Origin of the sequence: Shewanella metallivivens (genome assembly GCF_028750675.1) — a bacterium.
In the GTDB taxonomy this organism is placed as follows: Bacteria; Pseudomonadota; Gammaproteobacteria; order Enterobacterales; family Shewanellaceae; genus Shewanella; species Shewanella metallivivens.
The window spans coordinates 1-26,617 of the sequence record NZ_JAQQPZ010000008.1 but is presented as its reverse complement, the minus strand read 5'-3'; the positions used below and the strand labels follow the sequence as shown (position 1 = coordinate 26,617).

The window sequence follows — 26,617 nt, the reverse complement described above, 5'->3', positions numbered from 1 at the left end:
ATTGCGTTGAGTCGACTTACACTATTGATGCATCAATTCACCCTGTTAGCAAACAAATGACAAGCCTAAAAGTGATAATGGTCAGCATGTGATATTTTGCGAAAATAACCAATAAAAAAGCCATGCTAAGCATGGCTTTAAAGTTAACAAGTGTAATCACGCCTTACGATATTACTTACCTGGGCGAGCCATACCTGATGATGCACTATTAGACATCACTGATTTGGGCGCGCTGGTTTCAGCTTGTGCTTCATAAGCTCTACCTTGTGGTACAGCTTGCTGTTCACGAACTTCTACCGTTGGTTTAGTCATATCTGATGACACCATTGAACCAAAACGACTGGTTTTGGCTGGCGCTTTTGGCGCAGTTTCAACGGGTGTTGTCGTTTCAACTTTAGCTTCAACCGCCGTTTCAACTTTCACTTGGCGTGCTATTGGCGCTGGCTTTGCCATTGGCGCAGAAGCATTTGATGCTGACTTATCACGAGTCAAAGTAGCAGTCTTCTCAGCAGCTTTAGGTGCTTCAACCGTGGTTTCTACAACTGGCTCTGCAGCTTTAGGTGCATCAACCGGGGTTTCTACAACTGGCTCAGCAGCTTTAGGTGCTTCAACCGGGGTTTCTACAACTGGCTCAGCAGCTTTAGGTGCTTCAACCGGGGTTTCAATAACTGGCTCAGCAGCCTTAGGTGCTTCAACCGGGGTTTCTACAACTGGCTCAGCAGGCTTAGGTGCTTCAACCGGGGTTTCTACAACTGGCTCAGCAGCTTTAGGTGCTTCAACTGGGGTTTCTACAACTGGCTCAGCAGTCTTAGGTGCTTCAACTGTGGTTTCTACAACTGGCTCAGCAGTCTTAGGTGCTTCAACTGTGGTATCTACAACTGGCTCTGCAGCTTTAGGTGCTTCAACTACTGGAGAGTCAGTTTGTGTTGATTCAGCTTTTGTTTTTGACATGTCTTCAGCATTAACGGCAGGCGCGTTGTCTTTAGACTGTTCAGCATTTAACTGTTTCTCTAACTCATCGACAGAGGTAAATACTGCTTGTTGAGTCGTGTCGCTGTCATCTCGGCGACGACGTTGACCTGCAGCTCGAAGGTGACGCGGGCTACGACGACTGCGACGTTGACCTTCACGACCTTCGCCTTTAGCGTCATCAGAAGCTTCACTTTCTCGGCTTTCTGCTGTTTCGTCATTGACGATGTCTTGTGCAGTAACCACGGTGTTATCTACTTCAGTGGATTCTGTCACCAAATCGTTTGGCGTAGATGTTGTTTGCTCAACGTTATCTGATTTGGTTTGTGTTTCCACTTTGACTTCAGCAGTGTCTGAAACAGTAGCATCCTCAGTGACGCTTTTGACTGCTTTTTCAGCTGAGTCTGTCGTTTCAGTGGCCGTAGTTGATTGAGGCTGCTTGTCAGTTTGCTCACTTCTGTCTTTACGTGGCTGGCGACGACCGCGTGCAGGTCTAGTATCTACTTTTTCTTCAGTGGCTTTGGGTTCAGTTGTTTTGATTTCAGGCACATCAACTACTGCTGGTTTGTCCGTTGCAGTGTTATTGGTTGCATCTGCGTCAGCAACTTTAGCTGCTACAGCTTCGCTTTGTTCGTTTTCAATACGTACTTTACGACGCATGTTACGGCGCTGGCGACGCTCACGAGCCGCTTCTTGTTTAGGAGACTTCTCAGAGCTTGCTTTGGCCTCTGTCGCTTTTGGCTCATTAGTCTGTTGTAATGCTTTGTCTGTTCTTTCATTACGTGACTTGTTTTTAGCGTTGTCGTCTTGAGCATTGTTTTTGCTGTTACGATCGTTACGCTTATTACGAGTACGAGGCTCGTTAACGTCTTTCGCTTTATCGCTGTCATTACGCTGACGACGGTTGTCGTTGCGGTTTGAATTGCGATTGCTGTTTTCGTTACGGTTGTCATTACGACGAGGGCGACGATTATTCGTTTGCGATGAATCTTTGGCTGGTGCAGCAGGTTTAGTGTCTTTCGTTTCGCTGTCGCTAGTTGAAAATAATGCACTAATTGCCGACACGATACGGGCAAAGAATCCAGGTTGAGACGGCGCCGTGGCAACAGGTGCTTTAGCAGCAGGGGCCTGAGTTGGGGTTGTTTCAACAGGTGTTGCTTTTTGTGGTGCTGCAAAGCCTTTTAATGCAGGCTCTGGTGAGGCTGCACGTTCAAGCTTACGAGGCTCATATAACTTTGACGATGGTTTTTCAACACGCTTGTAGCTTGACTCGCTGACTTCATCATCGCTTTTACGACGAACAACACGATATTCAGGCGTTTGCATGTGAGCATCAGGAATGATGTAGACTTCAACGTCATGACGCTCTTCGGTAATGCGTATAGCTTTACGTTTTTCGTTTAATAAGAATGCAGCCACATCAACCGGCACAATGGCTTCGATTTGAGTGGTGTTTTCTTTAATCGATTCTTCTTCAATTAGACGTAAAATTGATAATGCTAAAGATTCGGTACTACGAATAGTGCCTTGGCCATGACAACGTGGGCATAAATGCGCTGCAGACTCTTCTAATGAAGGGCGCAAACGTTGACGAGACATTTCCATTAAGCCAAAACGAGAAATACGGCCTAATTGCACACGTGCACGGTCATGATGTACAGCATCACGCATGCGGTTTTCAACTTCACGTTGATGACGAACTGGCGTCATGTCAATAAAGTCGATAACCACTAATCCACCTAAATCGCGTAAACGTAATTGACGTGCAATTTCATCGGCAGCTTCTAGGTTAGTATTTAATGCTGTCTCTTCAATGTCGCCGCCTTTAGTGGCGCGCGCCGAGTTAATATCAATAGAGGTTAAAGCTTCAGTTGGGTCGATAACAATTGAGCCACCAGAAGGTAAGCGCACTTCACGTTGGAATGCCGATTCGATTTGTGATTCGATTTGGAAGTGGGTAAATAGCGGTACTTCAGATTCGTATTGTTTTACGCGTTCAACAAAATCTGGACGAACGAGGCCTATGTGTTGCTTAGCATCTTCGTAAATACGTGGGTGGTCGATAAGAATCTCACCAACATCACGGCGTAAGTAATCACGGATAGCGCGAACAATCACGTTGCTTTCTTGATGTATTAAGAAAGGGGCTGCTTTGCTTTGAGCGGCTTCTTGAATAGCGTCCCAGTGATGTTGTAGAACTTTTAAGTCCCACTTTAACTCTGCAGACTCTTTACCCACACCAGCAGTACGTACAATTAATCCCATGCCATTTGGCACTTGAAGCTCTGACATGGCCTCTTTTAATTCTGTACGCTCATCACCTTCGATACGGCGAGAAATACCGCCAGCACGGGGGTTGTTAGGCATTAATACGAGGTAAGAACCGGCTAGGCTAATAAAGGTAGTTAGTGCAGCACCTTTGTTGCCACGCTCTTCTTTATCGATTTGCACGATGACTTCTTGACCTTCCTGCACCACTTCTTTGATGTTAGGGCGACCTTGGAATGAATAACCTTTAGGGAAGTATTCTCGTGCGATTTCTTTGAGAGGTAAAAAACCATGGCGATCAGCGCCGTAATCAACAAAGGCCGCTTCGAGTGAGGGTTCTACGCGAGTGATTTTACCTTTATAGATGTTTGATTTTTTTTGTTCATGACCAGGACTTTCAATGTCTAGATCATACAGTTGTTGCCCATCTACTAGGGCAACACGCAACTCTTCTGATTGAGTTGCATTAATTAACATACGTTTCATGATGACGTGATTCTTCTAAATGAGGTCATCAAACAACACGATCTTTCTGCATTACGGGCCTGAATTAATCGGTATAACCTCACGGCTAGATTCAGGCAATTAGGTGCTCATCTCTGTAAAACGCAGTCGCTGCGTGTCGCATCCTATTTATGGCTTATTTTCTAATATTTACAAAAACAAGGAATTCGTTGACTTACAACCAACCCCATAAATTATGATATTTAATCCGTTAATGCCCAAGTCGAATCGGTTTGTTTGATAACAAGCTAAAATATTGTTCGAATTTGGGGCGATTACTGCAGTTAAATTGAAATCTTTACTGAAAACTTACGGTTTAATTGTCGAAACGTTTTTTGTCGTTTTTTATTTAAATACAATTTGCAAATCAATGGTTTGCTACCGATAAAGCTCATTTTCTTAATTGCAGTTTATTCGCTTTTGGTGAAAGTTGTGAACACTTTATCCACTGTTTACTCTCATCCTGAGCGCAAATATAGCAACAAACGTTATTTTCATCAATCAAAAGCCCGTATTCTTTGTTGTATTTATTTCAAGTCTGTTATGACAATAGCCAATCATTTGCAAGATAAGGTACACTATTGCGGTTACTACTATATGGCGCATCATGAATACTGAAACTACCCCCCAAGTTGAATACGTGACTATCGACGAAGATCATTTTGAACAACGAATCGATAATTTTTTGCTGACAAAATTAAAAGGTGTACCTAAAAGTATGATCTACCGGATCGTACGTAAGGGAGAAGTGCGGGTTAATAAAAAACGCATAAAGCCAGAATACAAATTACAAATCGGTGACATTGTTCGTGTGCCACCGGTACGTATTGCTGAAAAAGACTATCGCACAGCGCCATCGGCAAATTTATCGCGAGTATCACAACTCGAAGATCGGATTATCCATGAAGACAATCATCTTATCGTGCTGAATAAACCTGCTGGTATTGCTGTGCATGGCGGTAGTGGTGTGGATTATGGTGTGATTGAAGGATTACGGTCTTTGCGTCCTCAGCAAAAGTTTTTAGAGTTAGTACATCGCCTCGACAAAGATACCTCGGGTGTGTTGTTGGTTGCAAAGAAGCGCAGCGCACTAAAACATTTACATGAGCAATTGCGCAGCAAAACCATGCAAAAAGATTACTTAGCGCTAGTGCGTGGTGATTGGCAAGCCAGCGACAAAGTCGTTAAAGCCCCCTTGCTTAAAATTACTCTAAAGTCGGGTGAGCGAATGGTTCGTGTTAATAAAGAAGGTAAAGAGTCTGAAACCCGTTACAAAATCATGCAACGTTATCAAGGTTGTACTTTAGTAAAAGCAAGCCCTGTAACAGGACGTACCCATCAAATTCGTGTGCATTGCCAATATGCAGGCCATGCCATTGCCTGCGATGACAAATATAGCGAACAACAATTTGACGACAGTATGCGGGCGCTAGGGTTAGACCGTCTGTTTTTACACGCGGCTGAGCTTAAATTTACCCATCCTGAAAACAATGAAATCATGCAAGTTAACGCACCATTAGATGAAGTATTGCTTAATACATTAGATAAGCTGAAAAGAGCTTAGGTTATTCGTAATAGCAAACACGTTAACGTTAAATTACCGTGGAAGGGCATGAGAGTGAACACAAACGATAAAGCATTTGAGCTAGTCATTTTTGATTGGGATGGCACCTTAATGGACACTGTGGGCAAAATTGTTTCTTGTATGCAAAGTGTCGCACAGGAACTTTGTTTGCCTGTGCCGACAGAACATCAGGTTCGCGATGTCATCGGGTTGTCATTACCCAATATCATGCCGATTTTGTTTCGCGAGCATCAAAACCCACAACAGATTATTGATTGTTATCGCCGTCATCATTTAGCGAGCGATTATCCAACGCCGTTATTTGAGGGCGTGGAGTTATTAATTAAACAACTTCATGAGGCTGGTTATTTATTAGCTATCGCCACAGGCAAGGCCCGTGAAGGGTTAGATAAAGTACTTGAGCTCACCGGACTCGGTCAATATTTTCATGCTTCTCGTTGTGCCAGTGATGCGCAAAGTAAACCGCATCCAGAAATGCTACATGCTTTGTTAAACCATTTTGATGTGAGTGCAGATAAAGCAATAATGATCGGTGATTCTATCCATGATATAACCATGGCAAATAATGCTCAGATGGCCAGTATTGGGGTGAGTTATGGCGCCCATGATGAATCGCGCTTACTCGGTTTAAAGCCTTTAGCTGTTGTCGCTCAACCCGGTGCAATTCGTCATTACTTGTAAAAGGTCTAGAGCCTTCGTGATATAGCTTGAAGGCTCTTATTTACCCTTGAAATTGTGTTATTTCTAACACATCCATTCCATGCTGTTGCAGCAAATCAATCAGCTTAATTAGCGGTAATCCAATCAATGTATTGGGGTCATCACCTTCTAAACGGCTAAACAAGGCAATGCCTAATCCTTCGCTTTTAAAGCTGCCAGCGCAATATAGCGGTTGTTCTTTGTCGATATAACTGCGGATCTGCGCTTGCGACAACGTTTTAAAATGAACAGTAAAGGGTTCAATACACGACAACATTTGTTGATTTTCGCTGTTGTATACCGCAAGACCAGTATAAAAAGTAATGGCTTGACCTGATGCTGCACTGAGCTGTGCAATCGCATTCTCTACGGTGTGAGGTTTACCTACTATTGCTCCATTGATCATCGCCACCTGATCTGAGCCGATAATCAGCCGGCTTGTTTTAGTGTTAGCGGTTAATTTAGCCCCAGCCAATGCTTTTTGCTCTGCTAAACGTACTACCAATTGTTGAGCACTTTCATTGTTGAGTGGCGATTCATCTATATCAGGATTGACGCAGTCAAAAGGGCACATTAATTTTTGCATTAATTGCTGTCGAAAAGGCGATGTCGAAGCGAGTATAAGATTGTATTTCATCAAGTTTATTTATTTTCACTGTTTGTCATAAGCGATTATCCATCAGTTTACTGTAATCAGTGACCCAAATGGAGTATTTTTCACCGAGTAATGCTTGTGTGATGGGGTTTGGTTCGGTAAAATTTGCCAACTTTCAAATTCAATGCCGGATAAAAGAGTACCTAATTATTCAATGTTAGGTGAAGTTGCCGTATTTTTACGGAAATTTTCTTTGACTCCAGCGTTTTCAAACTATAATATGCGCGCCTTATGCAAACAGTAAAGATACCGGTTTCAATTGATCCTATACGCGCTGCCTCAAGCGGCCTTCGATATGAAGGCATCGTGCCAGGTAAGCAACTAAAGCGATTAAGCGAGTTATGTGCCGGCGACTGTTCCGACGTAGTTGTGTCGTTGGAATGTGGCGTCGATTTACAGGGGATAGTCTACCTTCGCGGGAAGGCTGTGACGGAGCTCACTCTGCTATGTCAACGTTGCATGACACAATTTACTACTGAGGTTACGGTCGACTTTTGTTTTAGTCCTTGTCGGACTGAGGCAGAAATCGATGAGCTCCCGGATGCGTATGACCCAATTGAGTGTAATGAGATTGGCGAAGTACGTCTGCATCAATTGATTGAAGATGAATTGATAGTCGCTATGCCTATCATCCCTATGCATGAAGATACTGAGTGCAACCAGGGATCGAAAGATGTAGTTGTAGGCGAGATCGAACCCGCTCAAGAGGAGCGTCCAAATCCGTTTGCAGTGTTAGAAAAACTGAAGAGCAAGTAATCGTAGGAGACAGGTCAAATGGCTGTACAACAGAATAAAAAATCACGTTCAAAGCGCGGCATGCGTCGTTCACATGATGCATTGAGCACTGCTCAATTATCAGTTGACGCGACTAGCGGTGAATTACATCTACGTCACAACGTGACTGCTGATGGTTTCTACCGCGGTAAAAAGGTTATCAACAAGTAATTTGTTGCTGATCTGATGATAAATCTGACGCTTGCGTTAGATGCGATGGGGGGCGATCACGGTCCTCACGTGACAGTGCCTGCAGCAATGCAGGCATTGAAATTTCATAGCACGCTCAAAATTATTTTGGTTGGTAATGAAACCGAAATACAAAAATATTTACCTCAAACTCCCTCTACCTATCTTGATCGCATTGAAATAATCCACACTACCGAAGTTGTCACCATGTGTGATAGGCCCGTTCATGCTTTGCGTTCGCGCAAAAATAGCTCAATGAGACTTGCGCTTGAATTAGTACGTGACGGAAAAGCGGCCGCTTGTGTTAGTGCAGGGAACACTGGAGCGTTGATGGCAATGGCTAAGGTGTTATTAAAAACCTTACCTGGCATTGATAGACCTGCTTTAGTGTCTTGTTTACCCGCAATGACCGGTAAACCAGTTTATTTACTCGATTTAGGCGCCAATGTGTCTTGCGATTCAGAAGCCTTATTTCAATTTGCCATTATGGGTTCAGTTTTGTGTGAAGCTGTCCATAAAAAATCCCGCCCTAAAGTGGCATTATTAAATGTGGGCATTGAAGAGGTTAAAGGTAACGATCAAGTTCAACAAGCAGGCCAGTTGCTACAGCATACTGATCAAATTAATTATATTGGTTTTGTTGAAGGCGATGAAATATATACCGGTAACGTGGATGTGATTGTCTGTGATGGGTTTGTGGGCAACATTACCTTAAAAACCTCCGAAGGCATTGCCAAGTTATTAGTGCATCAATTAAAGCGCGGTTTAAAAGACGGCTTTTTTGTTCGTTTACTCTCCAAACTCATCGCTCCACACATACAAGCTGTTCTCAGTAAGATGAACCCCGACCACTATAATGGTGCAAGTCTGATAGGATTGCGCGGAATAGTAGTAAAGAGTCATGGTAACGCGGATGAAGCTGCATTTTTACAAGCATTAAATTTAGCAGCAACAGAAGCAAAACGTCGTCTTCCTGAAATGATTAAAGATCGTTTGGAGTCGATTCTTTTAGACATCAATAGCTGATCTCAAATATGCACACAAAAATTCTCGGAACAGGCAGCTATCTGCCTGTGCAAGTACGTAGCAATCAAGATCTCGAAAAAATGGTTGAAACCAGTGACCAATGGATTGTTGATAGAACCGGTATTTCTGAGCGGCGCATTGCTGCAACAGATGAGTCGGTGTCAACAATGGGCTATCAGGCTGCATTAAAAGCGCTTGAAATGGCCGGCATTGATGCCAGCGAGCTCGATATGATTGTTTGCGGCACAACCAGTGCAACTAATGCATTCCCTGCAGCTGCCTGCGAAATTCAAGCTTTACTCGGCGTTAAGAATATTCCTGCTTTTGATATTGCAGCTGCTTGTTCAGGCTTTGTATATGCGTTGTCAATTGCTGATCAGTTTGTTAAAACCGGTGCAGCAAAAAAAGTATTGGTCATCGGTGCAGATGTGCTGTCTCGCATGTGCGACCCTGCCGATCGAACAACCGTTATTTTATTTGGTGATGGTGCAGGCGCAGCCGTGATTGGTGCAAGTGATAGCCCTGGTATTATTGCAACCCATATTTATGCCGACGGCAGCCAAGGCGACTTATTAAAGTGCGCTTTTCCTCCTCGCTCAGGTGAAAGTTCTGAAGCGGTCAGTTTTATGACCATGAAAGGCAATGACGTATTCAAAGTCGCGGTGACACAATTATCGAATGTGGTCACTGAAACCTTACGCCTTAATAATGTCGATAAATCTGAAATTGATTGGTTAGTGCCGCATCAAGCCAACTTCCGCATTATTAATGCTACCGCTAAAAAACTCAGTATGAGTTTAGATAAAGTGGTGCTTACCCTTGCTAAACACGGTAATACTTCAGCTGCTTCTGTGCCTATTGCGCTTGATGAAGCCGTGCGGGATGGTCGTATTCAACGCGGACACCTATTATTACTCGAAGCCTTTGGTGGCGGTTTTGCTTGGGGCAGTGCGTTAATTCGTTTTTAATTATTCATTTATTTAAACAGGTAAGCGTTTATGGAAAATGTTGCTTTTGTATTTCCAGGTCAAGGTTCTCAGGCCGTAGGAATGTTAGCTGAACTGGCACAATCTCATGAGATTATTGGGCAAACTTTTGCCGAGGCGAGTGAGGCTTTAGGCTACGATTTATGGGATCTGGTGGCAAATGGGCCTGCCGAAACCTTAAACGAAACAGATAAAACTCAACCTGCGTTATTAACGGCAAGTGTGGCTATTTGGCGTGCTTATCAAGCATCCAACAAGCCGATGCCTTCATTACTTGCGGGTCACAGCCTCGGTGAATACTCAGCATTAGTGTGTGCTGGTGTGATTGAGTTTGCTGATGCGGTAAAACTAGTCGAACTACGCGGTAAATTAATGCAACAAGCTGTGCCTGCTGGCTCAGGCGCGATGTTTGCTATTATTGGTCTTGCTGATGATGCCATTGCTGTTGCATGTGAAGAAGCCGCTGAAGGTGCTGTTGTGAGCCCTGTTAATTACAACAGTCCTGGGCAGGTTGTGATTGCAGGCGAGAAAGCGGCTGTTGAACGTGCCGCCGCGGCATGTAAAGCGGCTGGCGCCAAAATGGCTGTCGCATTGCCTGTGAGCGTGCCGTCTCATTGTGCCTTAATGAAGCCTGCAGCCGATGAATTAGCGAAAGCGCTAACTGAAGTGACATTTTCTCCGCCTACAATTAACGTGATCAATAATGTAGATGTGGCAATGCAGACAGAGGGTGAGGCAATTAAAGACGCATTAGTGCGTCAATTATATTGTCCTGTACGCTGGAGTGAAACGGTTGAGTTTATGGCGACACAAGGTGTTACAAATTTAGTTGAGTGTGGCCCAGGTAAAGTGTTAACGGGTTTAACAAAAAGAATTAATAAATCAATATCCGCTCAAGCAGTCAATGATGTTGCTTCATTTGCAGCATTAACCGAATAAAGGAGTTTTTATGAGCTTTAGCATCAGTTTAGACGGCAAGGTAGCGCTTGTTACCGGTGCCAGTCGTGGCATTGGTCGTGCAATTGCTGAATCGCTGCAACAAGCTGGCGCAGTTGTCATTGGTACCGCTACCAGTGAAAAAGGCGCAGCAGCAATTCAGCAATACCTAGGTGACAAAGGCTTTGGGATGGTGTTAAATGTCACTGATACTCAATCGGTTGCCGATTTATATAGCCAGATCAAAGAAAAAGCTGGTGATGTTGATATTCTCGTCAACAACGCAGGTATTACCCGCGACAATTTATTGATGCGAATGAAAGACGATGAATGGCAAGACATTATCGACACAAACTTGACGTCGTTATTTAAATTGTCTAAACCAGTAATGCGATCTATGATGAAAAAACGTTTCGGACGTATTATCAGCATCGGTTCAGTAGTGGGTACAATGGGTAACGCTGGCCAAGTAAATTACTCGGCAGCAAAAGCTGGATTGATAGGATTTACAAAATCTCTTGCAAGAGAGGTTGCATCTCGTCAAATAACAGTGAATGCTATTGCGCCTGGATTTATTCAGACAGATATGACAGATGAGCTGACACCGGAGCAGCAACAAGCTATTATGTCGCAAGTTCCGATGGAACGTTTAGGGCAAGCACAAGAAATTGCCAATGCAGTATTGTTTTTGGCCTCAGATTCAGCCGCTTACATCACAGGCGAGACATTGCATGTGAATGGTGGTATGTACATGGTTTAAGGGCGATAGGTAGGAAACTACCTTCATTTGAGTCAGGGTTAGTGATAATTCAATGTTAATTTTTGTGGTTAGACCACAAAATCTATGCTTGCATTGTTATCTAATTCGAATAAACTACTCGCAATCTTACGCAAGTGCGTAATTTGAATAGGAAAGAAAACTAATGAGCAACATCGAAGAACGTGTAAAGAAAATCATCATCGAACAACTTGGCGTTAAAGAAGAAGACGTTAAATCAGCTGCTTCTTTTGTAGACGATTTAGGCGCTGATTCTCTAGACACGGTTGAATTGGTCATGGCTCTAGAAGAAGAGTTTGATACCGAGATCCCTGACGAAGAAGCTGAAAAGATCACTACTGTTCAAGCAGCGATCGATTACGTTTCTAAGAATCAGTAATCAAGAATTCACATTAACAGGCGGCATTTATGCCGCCTGTTTTTGTTTAAAGCATTTGTAAACGCTCGTTCCATTTAATTGCACTAGAACATCCCCCCTTATATTTCTTTAGCGTTATCGCAATAATGGCATCGTGGCAGATTTTATTTAAAGGTGAATATCATGTCTAAACGTCGTGTCGTCATCACAGGTCTAGGGCTTGTGACTCCAGTAGGGAATGATGTCGAGTCTTCTTGGAATGCCTTATTGGCCGGTCAGAGTGGTATTGCGCCAATCACTAAGTTTGATGCAAGTGAATTTGGCACTCGTTTTAGTGGTTCGGTGAAAGACTTTGACGTCGAACAATATTTATCAAAAAAAGATGCCCGTAAAATGGATTTGTTTATCCAATACGGTATGGCTGCTGGCATTCAAGCCGTTAAAGACTCAGGTCTTGATATGAGCCAAGAAACCCCATCGCGTGTAGGTACTGCAATTGGTGCAGGCATGGGCGGCATGTGGTTAATTGAGCAAGGCCATTCAGCGTTACTTAATGGTGGGCCACGTAAGGTGTCGCCATTTTTTGTACCAAGCACCATTATTAACATGATTGCCGGACATTTATCGATTATGTATGGCATGACTGGCCCTAACTTTGCTGTGACAACCGCTTGTACTACTGGTGTGCATAATATCGGTTTTGCTGCCCGCACCATTGCTTACGGTGATGCAGATGTGATGGTTGCTGGCGGTGCAGAAGATGTGACTAGCCCATTAGGCGTAGCAGGTTTTAGCGCCGCGAAAGCATTGTCGACACGTAACGATGACCCAACTGCTGCAAGTCGCCCTTGGGACAAAGACCGTGATGGCTTTGTGATTGGTGATGGCGCAGGCGTGATTGTGATGGAAGAGTACGAACATGCTAAAGCCCGTGGTGCTAAAATCTACGGTGAATTAGTTGGCTTTGGCATGAGTGGCGATGCATTTCACATGACATCACCTCCAAGTGATGGTGCAGGTGCTGCCGCTGCAATGGTTAACGCGATTAACGACGCACAAATTCAAAAAGAGCAAGTGGGTTATATCAATGCCCATGGCACTTCAACTAATGCAGGCGACAAAGCAGAAGCTGCTGCGGTTAAAGCCGTATTTGGTCCGCACGCGTATGATTTGTTAGTCAGTTCAACTAAGTCAATGACCGGACACTTGTTGGGTGCAGCTGGTGCAATTGAAGCCATTATTACTTTACTTGCACTGCGCGACCAACATGTACCGCCAACCATCAACTTAGATAACCCAGATGAAGGTTGCGACTTAGATTTTGTTGCCCACACTTCACGTCGTCATCAGTTTGATTATGCCTTATGTAATTCATTTGGTTTTGGTGGTACAAACGGTTCGTTATTGTTTAAGAAAGTGGATTAATTGACGTCAATTAAAAAAGCGCCTAGTGCGCTTTTTTTGTAACAGTACTCAGTGTATCGTTGATACGATTTAGATGACTTCCGATACACCATCGAATGAATTGGAGGCTTTATGGCCGGTAAAGATAGACAGCTTACATTGCGTTTTTTGGCCGAACCTGCAGATGTTAATTTTGGCGGTAAGGTGCACGGTGGTGCAGTAATGAAATGGATCGATTTAGCAGCCTATGCCGCAGCAGCTGGTTGGAGTGGTAAGTATTGTATTACTGTTTATGCTGGCGGTATTCGTTTTGTTAAACCCATTCATGTCGGTAATATTGTTGAAGTAACGGGTAAAGTGATTTATACCGGCACAACATCCATGCATATCGGCATTGATGTAAAAGCGGGCGACCCTAAAGACTCAGAACGTCATTTAACCACTCATTGTATTGTGATCATGGTTGCTGTCGATGATGATGGTAAACCTACGTCAGTGCCAGAATGGATCCCGGCTAATGCCGATGATATTCGTTTACGCGATAGTGCATTACGCTTGATGGATATGCGCAAGCGTATTGGTGCAGAAATGGAAGCTCACGTTAAACCTTCAGTTGAATAAATAAGGAAAACATCATGGCCAAGGTTGCATTTATTGGTTTAGGCGTTATGGGATACCCGATGGCGGGGCATTTAGTTAACAGTGGTCATGAGGTCACCGTTTACAACCGTACAGCTGCAAAAGCCGCCAAGTGGGTTGAGCAATACGGTGGTCAATCAGCTTCAACACCCAAAGATGCCGCGAAAGGCCAAGATATTGTGTTTACCTGTGTTGGTAATGATGATGATCTTCGTCAGGTGGTGTTGGGTGAGCAAGGTGTAGTGCATGGTATGCATGCTGGTGCTATTTTAGTTGACCATACCACGGCTTCAGCTGATGTAGCTCGTGAGATTGCCGCGCAAATTAAGCCGCTTAATATTGCTTTTTTAGACGCGCCGGTGTCTGGTGGTCAAGCTGGGGCTGAAAATGGTGTGTTAACGGTGATGATGGGTGGGGAGCCTGCCGACTTTGATGCCGTTAAACCTGTCATTACAGCATATAGTCGCTGTGCTGAGCTCTTAGGGCCTGTGGGTTCAGGGCAATTGACTAAAATGGTTAATCAAATTTGTATTGCTGGTGTCGTTCAAGGTTTAGCTGAAGGGCTTCATTTTGCTAAAAGTGCTGGTTTAGATGGTCTTAAAGTGATTGAGGTTATCAGTAAAGGTGCTGCGCAAAGCTGGCAGATGGAAAATCGTTATCAAACCATGTGGCAAGGTCAATATGATTTTGGTTTTGCGATTGATTGGATGCGTAAAGATTTAGGCATTGCATTAGATGAGGCTCGCCGAAATGGTAGTCATTTGCCCGTTGCAGCTCTAGTTGATCAGTTTTACTCGGAAGTGCAAGCGATGAAAGGTAACCGCTGGGACACATCGAGCCTACTCGCACGCCTTGAAAAGACACGCGCTTAATATCAACTTTAATTACAGCTATTGCTTTAGCCCCAGTATATTGGGGCTTTTTATTGTTCAAATTTTGCTGCGGGACAAATGTATTAAATCGATATGTTTGACGCATCGCAGTGGTGTTTGATCGAGTGTTAACGACACAACACATCTAATTGGATTGTGGCTAACTTGAATTTATTGAATAAAAACCATCGAGTTACATGATGTAGCGCACATATTCTAATGGATAACACTGCTATTATTACTTAATCTAAATTAATTTTGCTTAAAGTTAATTGGTTAACTACTTTTATATGGTCTATTGATTGGATTGTTTTTACCTGAAAGAGTTGGGCTGTTTTTTTAAGTAAAGTATCGTGCTGCTGTGTTTGTTCCGCATCGGTTAAAAAGAATGCGAATATACACACATAATGGAGGAATATAAGATGAGCAATAAGCTACTAAGTGCGTTGTTTGCCGCAGGTTTTGCTGTGATGATGTCTTCAGCGTCATTCGCTGCTGATGAAACTCTTGCAGAGTTTCATGTTGAAATGGGCGGTTGCGAAAACTGTCACGCGAATGAAGAGCCATCAGCTGATGGTGCATATGAATTTGAACAATGCCAGAGTTGTCATGGTTCTCTTGCCGAAATGGATGGTACTCACCAAGCGCATGATGGCATGTTAATGTGTGCTGATTGTCACGCACCTCACGAAGCTAAAGTAGGTGAAAAACCAACTTGTGATACATGTCACGATGATGGTCGTACAGCAGAATAAGCCGTTAGAATAAATAAAAATACCGACATTCGTGTCGGTATTTTTGTTTTTAGCTCCCCTTTACATCCCTCTTTACAATACTGGTATACCTCTTTTTAGGTATATAAAGTCTATTGTTTTCAAGAAGATACGCACTCTAACTGTGCTGCGTTGCACTTTTGTTGCGCAAAAGCAGAGGTAACCTGAGTTTTCTATTTTCTATTTTCACGTTAAATCAGTAAGTTAATTTTTTGGCACAACTTTCGCAGTACTAACATCATTAAAGGCTAAATGTGAAAGGGTCAAAAGATGTCAACTATCCAATCAAGTTGTGCTTATTGTGGTGTCGGATGCGGGGTTAGTGTGTCCTCTACTCAAGCTGATTGGGAAAATGTTGAACGCACAAATTTAATGCTTACCGGTGACATGAAGCACCCAGCCAACCATGGGCATTTATGTGCCAAAGGTGAGCGACTGCTTGATAGCTTAGCTCAACCGAATGTGCTTAGGTATCCAATGCTGCGCTCCGCAAAGCCGATAAATTGGGATGACGCTAGCAGTTTAATTGCCGATAAGTTTGCCAAAACCATTGCAGAATTTGGCCCAGATTCAGTCGCGCTGTATCTCTCTGGTCAGTTACTTACCGAAGATTATTATGTCGCCAACAAATTTGCTAAAGGCTATTTAAAGACCGCTAATGTTGACACTAATTCACGCCTTTGTATGTCATCTGCGGTAAGCGCTATGCAAGCCTGTTTTGGTGAAGATGTCGTGCCAGGGTGTTATGAGGATATTGATCACGCTGACGTTATTGTACTGATTGGTGCAAATACAGCCTGGACCCACCCAGTATTGTTTCAACGCATTTTAGCGGCTAAAAAGGCTAATCATAGCCAGTTAGTGGTCATCGACCCTATTGCAACAGCCACAGCAAAACAAGCTGATTTACATTTAGCCATTAAACCGGGGGCTGATTTAGCCTTGTTTCATGGTTTGCTCGGCTTTTTAGCCGACAGTAACAGTGTTAATCATGATTATATAACGGCTCACACTCAGGGCTATGACGACATTATTGAAAGCGCTCAGCAATTAAGTTGCAATCTTGCGAGCCTTGCTAAACAACTGGGTGTGTCTTTAGCCGCATTAACCCAATTTTACCAACTGTTTATTCATGACAATAAAGTGCTTAGCGCCTCATGTCAGGGAGTGAATCAGTCGGTTATTGGGACTGAGACTACCCAGGCGATTATTCATTGTCATCTTGCTCTTGGCCATATTGGCCAAGTGGGGAGCGGTTTTTTCTCATTAACAGGGCAGCCCAATGCTATGGGCGGTCGTGAGGTCGGCGGCTTAGCAACGCAATTGGCATGTCATATGGGATTTTCTGCGCCAGAACAACAATTGTTAGCTAACTTCTGGCATGTTGATGGCGTAGCAAACAAAAAAGGGTTAGCCGCTGTTGATATGTTTGATGCGCTTGCTGAAGGTAAAATAAAAGCAATTTGGATCATGGGGACTAATCCTGTGGTGTCGTTGCCAAACAGTAAAAAAGTTGCCCAAGCTTTGGCTGATTGCCCCTTTGTGGTGGTGTCCGAAATCACCCCAGATTCAGATACCGCAAAACTTGCTGATGTATTATTGCCTGCACAAGGTTGGTCGGAAAAGTGTGGCACGGTAACCAATAGTGAACGAACAATAAGCCGCCAACGTGGTTTTATGATGCCCAAAGGTCAAAGTAAACCTGATTGGTGGGCCATAAGCCAGGTTGCACAAAAAATGGGTTTTAAGGGGTTTGAATATAAAAGTAATGCTAGCGTGTTTAAAGAATTTGCCAGTTTATCTGCTCAAGTTAAGCAAACTTTTGCCAGTAAAGTATTCGACATCAGTGGATTAGCGAACATAACTCAGCAAGAATATGACAATCTAGCCCCGACTCAATGGCCCATCGCTTCAGCTGAGCATATTGGACAAACCGGTTTACGTTTATTTAGCCAAGGTGTATTTGCAACGCCAAGCGCTAAAGCGCAATTTATTGTACCTAAGAGCCTTAATGCAGGAGCAACAGCTGACACCGCAGAAACTATCGTATTACTCAATAGCGGCCGCAGTCGAGATCAATGGCATACCATGACGCGCACAGGTCATATTGCCAGCTTACGCGCGAGTATCCCTGAGCCGATAATCCAGCTACACCCAAACAAACTTGCCTCGTTGTCACTAACTGACGGTGATTTGGTCCGTATTGATGCTCTTGATGATATGCAGGTCGATAGCAAAGCGCAGAATAAGGCAACGGCTAGAGTGGTAGCCGATGAAGATATGCCTGCGAATATCGCTTTTATGTCAATGCATTGGTCAGCTCAGTTTTCATTGGGTAAAGGAGTCAATCAAGCCATTGACAACCGTGTCGACCTTTTATCACAGCAACCTGGTTTTAAGTGCCAACCGGTGATATTAACGCGCGTCGCACCGGCATTGCAGGGCGTGGTATTTGGCTTGCATGATCCCACCGCCGATGGTCTATGCTGGCAAGTTGCGCAAACCTTATCGAGTGGTGTTTGTCATCATGTAGGGTTCAGTGACACTGAAAATAGCTTTTCATATCAGGCAACGCCCCACTCATTGTCATGGTCATTTACCTACAATAATCAATGTTTTTATGTTCAATGTAACATGGTTAAAAACAGTGTTACTGCGCTTAAAATTCTGTCTTCAAGCCAAATCGCATTGGCTTTAGAGCCGCTAAATGCATTTATTGGTAAACAACTAGACCCTGCATTTATAAAGCAGTTACATCAACAAATTCAAGCGGGTAATAGTCCATTGGTCTGTGCTTGTACTGGGGTGACTCAAGCACAAATCGCAGATGAGATTAACGCGCAATTTGATCAACAAATGTTTAATGACGGTTTGCAACAATTGAGCTTTGCTAACGCTTTAGACATTACGCAGTCCACACTTGGCTGTGGTCGTCAATGTGGCAGTTGCAATAGTGAAGTAAAGCAATGTGCACAATTGCACTGGCAACAAGCTTTATCGTATACCGAGCATCAATACCCTAATGTAACAGAAGAGGATGTCGCCTAATGAATACTGTTGATAGATTAATCCAAAGTGTTGAGCCTATTGGCGGCGATTCTGTTACTGCGTTAGAGGCTGGGGAAGTTGCCATTGTTGGCGCAGGGTGTGGTCAGCTCGATTTAATGACCATTAAAGCTGCTCGTATTGTGGCTCAGGCTGACGCTCTTGTGTTTGACAGTCTTGTCAGTAGTGACATTTTGACCTTAGTCAGTACCCACTGTCAGCGCCATTTTGTTGGTAAACGTTGCGGCCAACCGAGCATTAAACAAGAAGACATTAATGCGTTATTACTTAAGCTTGCTAAACAAGGCCGTAAAGTGGTGCGTTTAAAAGGTGGTGACCCACATATTTTTGGCCGTGGTTCTGAAGAGGCGCTGTATTTAGCCGAGCACAATGTACGATCGCAATTTATTGCTGGTGTAACAGCGGCACTTGGGAGCGCATCGAGCACTGGGATCCCGCTGACATTTCGTGGCATGGCACGCAGCGTCACTTTAATTACTGGCACAAAAATGAGGGATGACAACAACGCAGCTATTGCGACTCAATGGCATGCATTGTTAGCCGCGCAATCGACGTTAGTGTTTTATATGGGTAAAGAACAGGCTAATCGCATCGCAACGGGATTGCTCGAAGCAAATTGTCAGGGCTTGCTGCCGGTGGCATTCGTGACTAATGGCGGCCGCACGAATCAAATCGTCACGTATGCAACGGTATCGACAATGGCTCAAGCTGCGATGTCGATATACGATGCGGGGCCAACATTGATTATTATTGGTGAGGTTGTCAGCGTCGGACAACAATTAGCCACATTATTGGCTAATATTGATGACTCAACTCAGTATGAGGCCATATATGCCTAACATTGGTGAGTTATCGTTAACCTCAGTTGCCGAATTTGACTTTAGATTATTGATCAAAGCCTTAGGCAAAGGCGAAAAAGGTTCGCGCAGTTTAAGCTTTGCTGAAGCAAGCTTGCTGATACAAGGCTTTGCGCAAGCAAAAGTAACACCAGTGCAAATGGCCAGTGCGATGATGTTAATGCGGGTGCGTGGCGAAACCGTAGCAGAAGTTGCAGGCGTGGTCGCTGGGTTACGTCACTGCATAGACACAGGTTGGAGCCAATTAAGCGTTGAAATAGACTGGCCAGTCTATGCCGGTAAACGTGAGCAGTTACCTTGGTTATTACTGGTGGCAAAATTACTGGCTAATAATGGTGTGCGAGTATTACTGCACGGAGATAGCCAAGCGTTACCGCATCGCCGTCATGTTGAGTCATGCATTGATTCACTTGATATTGTTCGTTGTAAAGATCCATTAACCGCTAAATCTGAGTTAGACCGTTCAGGCATAGTGTATGTCAGAGCGGGTGATTTAACGCCAGTGCTCGATGCCTGTCGTCAATTACATCAAGAGCTTGGATTACGCAGTTTAATTCAAACCGCTATGCGTTGTATTAACCCTGCCAATGCGCCACTGAGTTTACGCAGTTACTTTCACCCAGGCATCGATAAAATTCATCAAGGTGTGAGCCAAATACTATTTGAGCAACACAGTTATCAACCAGGTGTTGTGGCCGTTTTTAAAGGCTTGCAAGGCGAAACAGAGCTGAATCCACGCGTAGAAACCTCAATCAGTATCGTTAATGGGCTGCAGAGTCATATCGCGATGACAACAGTCGATATCCCCACATTATTAACGGCTTTTTCTGGTGCAAAGGTCGGGCAAGCAGAGTTATCGGAGCAAGCTCTTGCACTGCTGTGGCGCGAAGTGACGCCTTTTGACAGTAACGCGATAAAGGCATTGATGTCATGTTCGATGATTGAACAAGCGCTAAGCAGCGTACAGGCGACTTTGATGGCTATTTTGTTTTTATTACATTACAAATCAGAAGATTACGGATCTAATTTGACTGTGGAACAATTAGAAAAATTGAGCTTACAACATTGGTCTGCGCGATTGCTCGTCACGGACAAGGCTGATTTAATGGTTAATAAGGAGTGGTTATGCGCAGTTTAATTTTTTGCGATACTGGCTTTTCGGCAGTGCCGGTTGTTGATTGCGACATAGCGCAATATCAAGCTTGTTTAAGTGCATTTGGCCCTGTCACAGTATTAACTTCAGCAACCAAAATAGAGCAGCGCTTGCAACAACAAGATTTTGATACTTTATTGGTGCTAACTGATTCTTTACAAAATCATATTCTGGGACTGATCCAACGTATTTTGGCCAACAAGCCCTTAGTGATTATTGTTAACGCTAAAACATGGCAACAAACTGAACTGACTCATTTACTGGACTGTGGCCGCATCACATTTATACCTGAAATGTTAACGGTTAATCGGTTAACCAGTGTGGTGAGTTTAGCGCAAGCCCGTTTCAGTGCGGCAAACAAAACGATAGCTGAGTTCAAAAAGTTAGATGAAGAAATTCGTGGTATAAAATTACTCAGCCAAGCAAAGTTAATTGTAATGCAACAAGGTTTTGATGAAACAAAAGCACATCAAATTATTCAACAACAAGCAATGCAAAAAGGTGTCACATTGGCACAAATGTCTGCGCAAATTATTGCTGTTGTGAGTCGTAGTACAGCATCAACAACCCAAGCAAAACAAGATAATCCAGCAGTGAGTAAAAGTGGTGCGCCTCATTATAGTGCGGCCGCAACTAATGCGGACATGTCGGACATACAACGTAAAGGTTGTTGAGTTATTTTTGCATATAAATCAGGTTGTTATGTTTTGTCTGTTGTTGGCATGGAGCCTGCAGCAGCTTATTAAGATATTGATTAAGGATGAAGGTTAACAACCTCATATTCTTAAGCAGTGTAATTTTACATTCGGATTGTAACTGGCAAAGGCGCCAACTCTTTAAGTAGAGTTGGCGCCTTTTGTTTTTTTACAGGATAAGGCGTGAAGGAGTTAGATATGGCAGTCTCAAAACCCAAGTTAATGGTTGTTGGTAATGGCATGGTAGGTCATCACTTTATTGAGCAGGTGTGCAGTTTAGGGCTTAATAAAATATTTGATGTACATGTGTTTGGTGAAGAGCCTCGTCCTGCATATGACCGGGTGCAGTTATCTAAATATTTTGAGACTGGCAGTGCCGATCCGTTAATGCTAACCAGCGCGAAAGATTATCAAGATTGGGGGATTACTCTGCATTTAAATACGATGATCACCGCGATTGATACGGCAACTAAAACTATCACGAATGCAGAAGGGCAACACTACGTATACGAGCAATTAGTGTTGGCAACGGGGTCATTTCCTTTTGTACCACCGATTAACGGCAACGATCGTGACCAATGTTTAGTTTATCGTACTATTGAAGATTTACAAGCCATTCAAGCCGCAGCAGCAAACAGTAAGGTTGGTGTCGTTGTGGGCGGTGGTTTGTTGGGGCTTGAGGCCGCCAATGCGATGAAACAACTGGGTGTTAAAACGCACGTTGTTGAGTTTGCTCCACAATTGATGCCCGTTCAGCTAAATGATAAAGCGGGTGAATTATTGTGCAGTAAAATCGAACAGCTGGGGGTGAGTGTTCATACTTCTAAAGCGACGACCGCCATTATTGATGGCGAATCCGCACTGCACCGCATGACCTTTAATGATGAGTCTTTTCTTGAAACTGACATGATTGTTTTTTCTGCTGGTATTCGCCCACAAGATCAGCTTGCAAGAGTCTCAAATATCAACATTGGAGAACGGGGAGGGATTGAAATTGATAATTGGTGTTTAACCTCTGCACCCGATGTGTATGCCATTGGTGAATGTGCGTTATGGCAACAAAAAATCTTTGGTTTAGTGGCGCCGGGTTATCAAATGGCTCGAGTTGCGGCGTCTCACATTGCATCAAGCGTGACTGATACCAAAGCCCAAACATTTACTGGTGCAGATATGAGCACCAAATTAAAGCTACTGGGTGTTGATGTGGCCGCAATTGGCGCAAGTCGGGGTTTTGATAACGCCCAATTTGTTGAATTGTCAGATAATCAGACTGGCATTTACAAAAAACTTTGGCTAGATGAAAGTGGCACGTTACTAAAAGGGGCTGTGTTGATTGGCGACAACAGCGATTACAGTCGCCTACTTGATTTGTATTTATCTCAGGATGAAATTACAGGCTCGGCAGTTGAATTATTGCTTGCCGGTGCTGAAAACGAAGCCGATTTAAAAGACACTTCTATTGTGTGTTCTTGTCACCAAGTGACTAAAGGCGACATTGTTGATGCGGTTAAAGCGGGTAGCCATAAAATGGCTGAGATTAAGTCCTGTACTCGTGCGGCTTCAGGTTGTGGTGGTTGTGCCCCTGTAGTGCAAAAAATTATTGATCAGACTTTGCAAGCAGAAGGCGTCGATTTTAATGCAGGTATTTGTGCGCATTTTGACCATGACAGACAAGCTTTGTACCACCTATGCCAAGTGGAAGGCATTAGTGACTTTACAACCTTAATTACTCAGCATGGTAAACCGTCTGCAAATGGTCTTCATTATGGTTGTGATATCTGCAAACCAGCAGCGGCCTCCATTTTTGCTAGCTTAAAAAACCAATATGTACTTAATCAAGACAGTGGTCATGTGCAATTGCAAGACACCAATGACGCGTACTTAGGCAATATTCAAAAAGACGGTACTTACTCGATTGTGCCTCGTGTCGCAGGCGGCGAAATTACGCCTGCTAAATTGATTGCTATGGGCCAAATCGCCCAAGAATATGACCTTTATACCAAGATTACTGGTGGGCAACGTATTGATATGTTTGGCGCTACGTTGTCGCAGCTACCTGAGATTTGGCAAAAACTCATCGATGCTGGTTTTGAGACAGGTCATGCTTATGGCAAATCTTTACGCACGGTTAAGTCTTGTGTGGGCAGTACCTGGTGCCGATATGGGGTACAAGACTCTGTGGGTTTTGCCATCGATTTAGAAAACCGCTACAAAGGGTTACGCAGTCCGCATAAATTAAAATTTGCTGTTTCTGGCTGTACCCGTGAGTGTGCCGAAGCGCAAAGTAAAGACATCGGCATCATCGCAACGGATAAAGGCTGGAACTTATATGTTGCCGGTAATGGCGGCATGCGACCTCGTCATGGCGACTTATTTGCCACCGACCTATCGACAGAAGAGTTATATCAATACATCGATCGCATTTTAATGTTTTACGTTAAAACGGCAGATAAGCTACAGCGGACTTCAACCTGGATGGAGTCGTTAGACGGTGGTTTAGCATACTTAAAATCTGTCGTAATTGATGATGCACTTGGCATTAATGCTGCTCTAGAGCAGCAAATGAACCACATTGTGGCCACCTATCAATGTGAGTGGAAAACCAGCCTTGAACAACCCGCATTTCTAGCAAGGTTTAATGAATTTGTGAATCCAAATGAGGCACCAATGTCTGATGCCAGCGTATATCAGCGTGTGCGTGAACAACGCTTCCCGAACATTAAAGATGCAGGGGCGGGAACGATTGCGATTAAAGATATCACTGAGCAACAAACAACTGCAGATGAGGTAGTAGCATGAGTTGGATAAATGTATGTGAAGAAACAAACTTACCGATAGGCACTGGTGTTGCAGCCTGGGTTGCCGGAAAGGCCGTCGCTATTTTTAACTTAGGTAAAGATGGTTTGTATGCTATCGATAATGTCGACCCCGCGACAGGTGTGAGCTTATTGGCTCGCGGATTAATTTGTGAAATGGACGGTGATCTCTGTGTCGCTTCGCCTTTGTATAAACAACATTATCGATTAACAACGGGCGTGTGTATTGAAGATTCATCATTAATAGCCAGTCCATTTGATATTAAAACTGAACAAGGCCAAGTCCTTGTATTAGCTAAGGTATAAGGAATATCACTATGAGTGCTGAAAAATTTAAGCTGTTTTCTTTTAGCGGCAAAATGAAAGTTATGCATTTAAGCTGGATGGCTTTTTTTATCACCTTCGTTGTGTGGTTTAACGCCGCCCCGTTAGTGAGTGTGATTGCCGACAGTTTAGGCCTGACCACAGCACAAATTAAAACCTTATTGATTCTCAACGTGGCGCTAACCATTCCTGCTCGGATTATTATCGGCATGGTGACTGATAAATATGGTCCACGTATTACGTATTCTGCGCTGCTGGCGATTTGTTCAATACCGTGCTTTATGTTTGCGGTTGCTGACAGCTTTGAACAGCTCGCATTCGCGCGTTTTTTGATTGGCTTTATTGGTGCTGGTTTTGTGATTGGTATACGTATGGTCAGTGAATGGTTTCCTGCCAAAGAACTAGGCACGGCAGAGGGCATTTATGGTGGTTGGGGTAACTTTGGTTCAGCTGCTGCCGCTTTTTCGTTACCGGCAATCGCATTAGCTTTTGGTGGTGCTGATGGTTGGCGTTATGCCATTGGTTTAACTGGTTTAATGAGTTTACTGTTTGCGTTTGTGTATTATTTTAATGTTACCGATACACCAAAAGGTTCAACCTACTTTAAGCCTAAAAAAGCTGGCGGGTTAGAGGTGACTAGCAAAAGTGATTTAGTGTTATTGATTGTGATGAAAGTGCCCATGTACGCTACCCTAGCGCTACTGGGATGGAAGCTGTCGCCAGCGGGTGTCAGCATGTTTACCCAAGATGTCACAAACTTGATTTATGCGGGTTTAGTTTTTGTGTTTTTAATCGATTTTTATCAAACATATCAAGTTAATAAGCATCTCTTTTCTGTCGAAGTGCCAGCGTTTGAGCGCTACGAGTTTAAACAAGTGGCGGTACTAAATGTATTGTATTTCACCACATTTGGTTCAGAGTTGGCGGTAGTGTCTATGTTGCCATTATTTTTCGCCGAAACCTTTGCATTAGGTATGGCGCAAGCAGGTATGGTGGCGTCAAGTTATGCCTTTATGAACCTGATGTCTCGCCCAGGCGGCGGTTGGTTAAGTGATAAGTTTGGTCGTAAAACCACACTATTGATTTTAACTGCTGGCTTAGCCATTGGGTATTTATCGGTAGCCCAAATAGACTCAAGTTGGTCACTCCCCCTTGCAGTGATTGTGGTGATGGCCTGTTCTTTCTTTGTTCAAGGTGGCGAGGGCGCGGTATTTGCGGCAGTCCCCTTGATTAAGCGACGTTTAACGGGCCAAATAGCGGGTATGACAGGTGCTTACGGTAATGTCGGTGCAGTCTTCTTTTTAACAGTATATTCTATGGTGTCGACGCAAACGTTCTTTTATGTCATTGCCGTGAGCGCCGTATTTGGTTTTATTACCTTATTCTTTATGAATGAGCCTAAAGGTCATATCGCTGAAGTAAATGAAGACGGTGAAGTTACCTTAATCAGCGTGAGTTAGTGACTCACAAAACCGTAGGAACCTTATGCCTGCCCCAATAGATACACAAGCAAGCCTAGTAGAACAAGATAGCTTGCCCTTCGCCTCTCGATTAGATGTGTTGGTGGGGCAAGCATCTGAAAAAGGTCGTAAATCGCAAAATGAAGATGCAATAGGGATCCGTATACCCAATGGCGTGTCTCTAATGACCAAAGGGATTGTGAGTGTTATCAGCGACGGTGTGAGCACCGCAGAGGGAGGCGCACAAGCTTCAGCTATTAGCGTGAGTAATTTTTTAGCGGATTATTACTCCACCCCTGATACCTGGAGCGTACAAACCTCAAGCGCCAAAGTATTAACCGCATTAAACCGTTGGCTTTATGGCTTAGGGCAAGATTATCGAGATGCACGGCGAGGCTTTGTGTGTACCTTTAGTGCATTAGTCTTTAAGTCATGCACTGTGCATATGCTGCATGTAGGTGACTCACGTATTTATCGTTTTCGATGCGGAGAGATAAGCCAATTAACCCAAGACCATAGCACCAAAGTAAACGCATCACATCAATATCTCACCCGTGCATTAGGGATGGACGTTAAACTTGATGTTGATTACAAAGCATTGGGTGTAGAGCAAGATGATCTGTATTTATTAACGACAGATGGCATACACGATCAATTTACCGAATTTGAATTACAACAAAAATTAGCCGTTTTTTGTCAACAACATCCTCAATTATCAGACAATCTATGCGAGCAGTTTTGTCAGTTATTGATAAAAAAAGCCTATGACTTAGGCAGTAAAGATAACCTCAGTGCGCAACTCCTATGTGTCAGCCAATTACCTATGCAGGC

General features: G+C 43.7%; 23 protein-coding genes. 21 read left to right on the top strand and 2 right to left on the bottom strand.

Annotated features, from left to right (window positions below):
* Positions 1 to 171: 171 nt before the first annotated feature.
* Positions 172 to 3,723 carry a ribonuclease E gene (rne, locus tag PQR79_RS11010; RefSeq protein ID WP_238104231.1) on the bottom strand — a complete coding sequence of 1,184 codons (3,552 nt, stop codon included), beginning with the start codon at positions 3,721 to 3,723 and terminating at the stop codon, positions 172 to 174.
* Between the two features lie 625 nt (positions 3,724 to 4,348).
* On the opposite strand from rne, the gene rluC reads away from it, so the two are divergent.
* Both rluC and PQR79_RS11000 read left to right on the top strand, forming a co-directional pair.
* Positions 4,349 to 5,305: a 23S rRNA pseudouridine(955/2504/2580) synthase RluC gene (gene rluC, locus PQR79_RS11005; RefSeq protein WP_238104233.1), complete on the top strand. Its 957-nt coding sequence runs from the start codon at positions 4,349 to 4,351 to the stop codon at positions 5,303 to 5,305.
* A 48-nt stretch (positions 5,306 to 5,353) separates the two neighbouring features.
* Positions 5,354 to 6,007 (top strand): HAD-IA family hydrolase, encoded by a 654-nt coding sequence (locus tag PQR79_RS11000; protein WP_238104235.1) that lies wholly within the window; start codon positions 5,354 to 5,356, stop codon positions 6,005 to 6,007.
* A 40-nt stretch (positions 6,008 to 6,047) separates the two neighbouring features.
* Here the strand turns inward: PQR79_RS11000 and PQR79_RS10995 are convergent, their stop codons facing one another.
* Positions 6,048 to 6,662, bottom strand: coding sequence for a Maf family protein (locus PQR79_RS10995; protein WP_238104237.1), 615 nt, complete (start codon positions 6,660 to 6,662; stop codon positions 6,048 to 6,050).
* A gap of 249 nt (positions 6,663 to 6,911) precedes the next feature.
* On the opposite strand from PQR79_RS10995, the gene yceD reads away from it, so the two are divergent.
* The 19 genes from yceD to PQR79_RS10900 all read left to right on the top strand — a co-directional run.
* On the top strand, positions 6,912 to 7,436 hold the full coding sequence (gene yceD / locus PQR79_RS10990; RefSeq protein WP_238104239.1) for a 23S rRNA accumulation protein YceD: 525 nt from the start codon (positions 6,912 to 6,914) through the stop codon (positions 7,434 to 7,436).
* A gap of 18 nt (positions 7,437 to 7,454) precedes the next feature.
* Positions 7,455 to 7,625, top strand: coding sequence for a 50S ribosomal protein L32 (gene rpmF / locus PQR79_RS10985; protein ID WP_011496728.1), 171 nt, complete (start codon positions 7,455 to 7,457; stop codon positions 7,623 to 7,625).
* Positions 7,626 to 7,640: 15 nt separating this feature from the next.
* Positions 7,641 to 8,669, top strand: coding sequence for a phosphate acyltransferase PlsX (gene plsX / locus PQR79_RS10980; RefSeq protein ID WP_238104241.1), 1,029 nt, complete (start codon positions 7,641 to 7,643; stop codon positions 8,667 to 8,669).
* A gap of 8 nt (positions 8,670 to 8,677) precedes the next feature.
* Positions 8,678 to 9,637: a beta-ketoacyl-ACP synthase III gene (locus PQR79_RS10975; protein WP_238104243.1), complete on the top strand. Its 960-nt coding sequence runs from the start codon at positions 8,678 to 8,680 to the stop codon at positions 9,635 to 9,637.
* A gap of 30 nt (positions 9,638 to 9,667) precedes the next feature.
* The gene (fabD, locus tag PQR79_RS10970; protein WP_238104245.1) at positions 9,668 to 10,594 is read left to right on the top strand and encodes an ACP S-malonyltransferase; all 927 of its coding nucleotides are present in this window, start codon (positions 9,668 to 9,670) and stop codon (positions 10,592 to 10,594) included.
* 10 nt (positions 10,595 to 10,604) lie between these two features.
* Positions 10,605 to 11,351 (top strand): 3-oxoacyl-ACP reductase FabG, encoded by a 747-nt coding sequence (fabG, locus tag PQR79_RS10965; RefSeq protein WP_238104247.1) that lies wholly within the window; start codon positions 10,605 to 10,607, stop codon positions 11,349 to 11,351.
* A gap of 163 nt (positions 11,352 to 11,514) precedes the next feature.
* The gene (acpP, locus tag PQR79_RS10960; protein WP_011496723.1) at positions 11,515 to 11,748 is read left to right on the top strand and encodes an acyl carrier protein; all 234 of its coding nucleotides are present in this window, start codon (positions 11,515 to 11,517) and stop codon (positions 11,746 to 11,748) included.
* Between the two features lie 162 nt (positions 11,749 to 11,910).
* Entirely contained in the window at positions 11,911 to 13,152 is a 1,242-nt protein-coding gene (gene fabF / locus PQR79_RS10955; RefSeq protein ID WP_238104249.1) for a beta-ketoacyl-ACP synthase II, read from the top strand.
* A gap of 111 nt (positions 13,153 to 13,263) precedes the next feature.
* Positions 13,264 to 13,752, top strand: coding sequence for an acyl-CoA thioesterase (locus PQR79_RS10950; RefSeq protein ID WP_188920384.1), 489 nt, complete (start codon positions 13,264 to 13,266; stop codon positions 13,750 to 13,752).
* 14 nt (positions 13,753 to 13,766) lie between these two features.
* Positions 13,767 to 14,642 (top strand): NAD(P)-dependent oxidoreductase, encoded by an 876-nt coding sequence (locus PQR79_RS10945; RefSeq protein WP_238104251.1) that lies wholly within the window; start codon positions 13,767 to 13,769, stop codon positions 14,640 to 14,642.
* Between the two features lie 422 nt (positions 14,643 to 15,064).
* Positions 15,065 to 15,397 (top strand): tetraheme c-type cytochrome CctA, encoded by a 333-nt coding sequence (cctA, locus tag PQR79_RS10940; protein ID WP_238104253.1) that lies wholly within the window; start codon positions 15,065 to 15,067, stop codon positions 15,395 to 15,397.
* A gap of 288 nt (positions 15,398 to 15,685) precedes the next feature.
* Complete coding sequence (locus PQR79_RS10935; RefSeq protein WP_238104255.1) at positions 15,686 to 18,463, top strand: nitrate reductase; 2,778 nt, start codon at positions 15,686 to 15,688, stop codon at positions 18,461 to 18,463.
* Entirely contained in the window at positions 18,463 to 19,320 is an 858-nt protein-coding gene (gene cobA / locus PQR79_RS10930) for a uroporphyrinogen-III C-methyltransferase (protein WP_238104257.1), read from the top strand. Before PQR79_RS10935 ends, cobA begins: the two co-directional genes overlap by 1 nt.
* Entirely contained in the window at positions 19,313 to 20,476 is a 1,164-nt protein-coding gene (locus PQR79_RS10925) for a glycosyl transferase (RefSeq protein WP_238104259.1), read from the top strand. Before cobA ends, PQR79_RS10925 begins: the two co-directional genes overlap by 8 nt.
* Positions 20,464 to 21,165 (top strand): ANTAR domain-containing response regulator, encoded by a 702-nt coding sequence (locus tag PQR79_RS10920; protein WP_238104261.1) that lies wholly within the window; start codon positions 20,464 to 20,466, stop codon positions 21,163 to 21,165. The genes PQR79_RS10925 and PQR79_RS10920 overlap by 13 nt, the downstream gene beginning before the upstream one ends.
* A gap of 219 nt (positions 21,166 to 21,384) precedes the next feature.
* Complete coding sequence (gene nirB, locus PQR79_RS10915; protein ID WP_238104433.1) at positions 21,385 to 23,985, top strand: nitrite reductase large subunit NirB; 2,601 nt, start codon at positions 21,385 to 21,387, stop codon at positions 23,983 to 23,985.
* Positions 23,982 to 24,308: a nitrite reductase small subunit NirD gene (gene nirD, locus PQR79_RS10910; RefSeq protein WP_238104263.1), complete on the top strand. Its 327-nt coding sequence runs from the start codon at positions 23,982 to 23,984 to the stop codon at positions 24,306 to 24,308. The genes nirB and nirD overlap by 4 nt, the downstream gene beginning before the upstream one ends.
* An 11-nt stretch (positions 24,309 to 24,319) precedes the next feature.
* A complete protein-coding gene (locus PQR79_RS10905; RefSeq protein WP_238104265.1) occupies positions 24,320 to 25,786 on the top strand; it encodes a NarK family nitrate/nitrite MFS transporter in 1,467 nt (488 codons plus the stop codon).
* 25 nt (positions 25,787 to 25,811) lie between these two features.
* Positions 25,812 to 26,617 (top strand): PP2C family protein-serine/threonine phosphatase (locus PQR79_RS10900; RefSeq protein WP_274408490.1); only part of this gene is annotated, 806 nt, incomplete at its 3' end.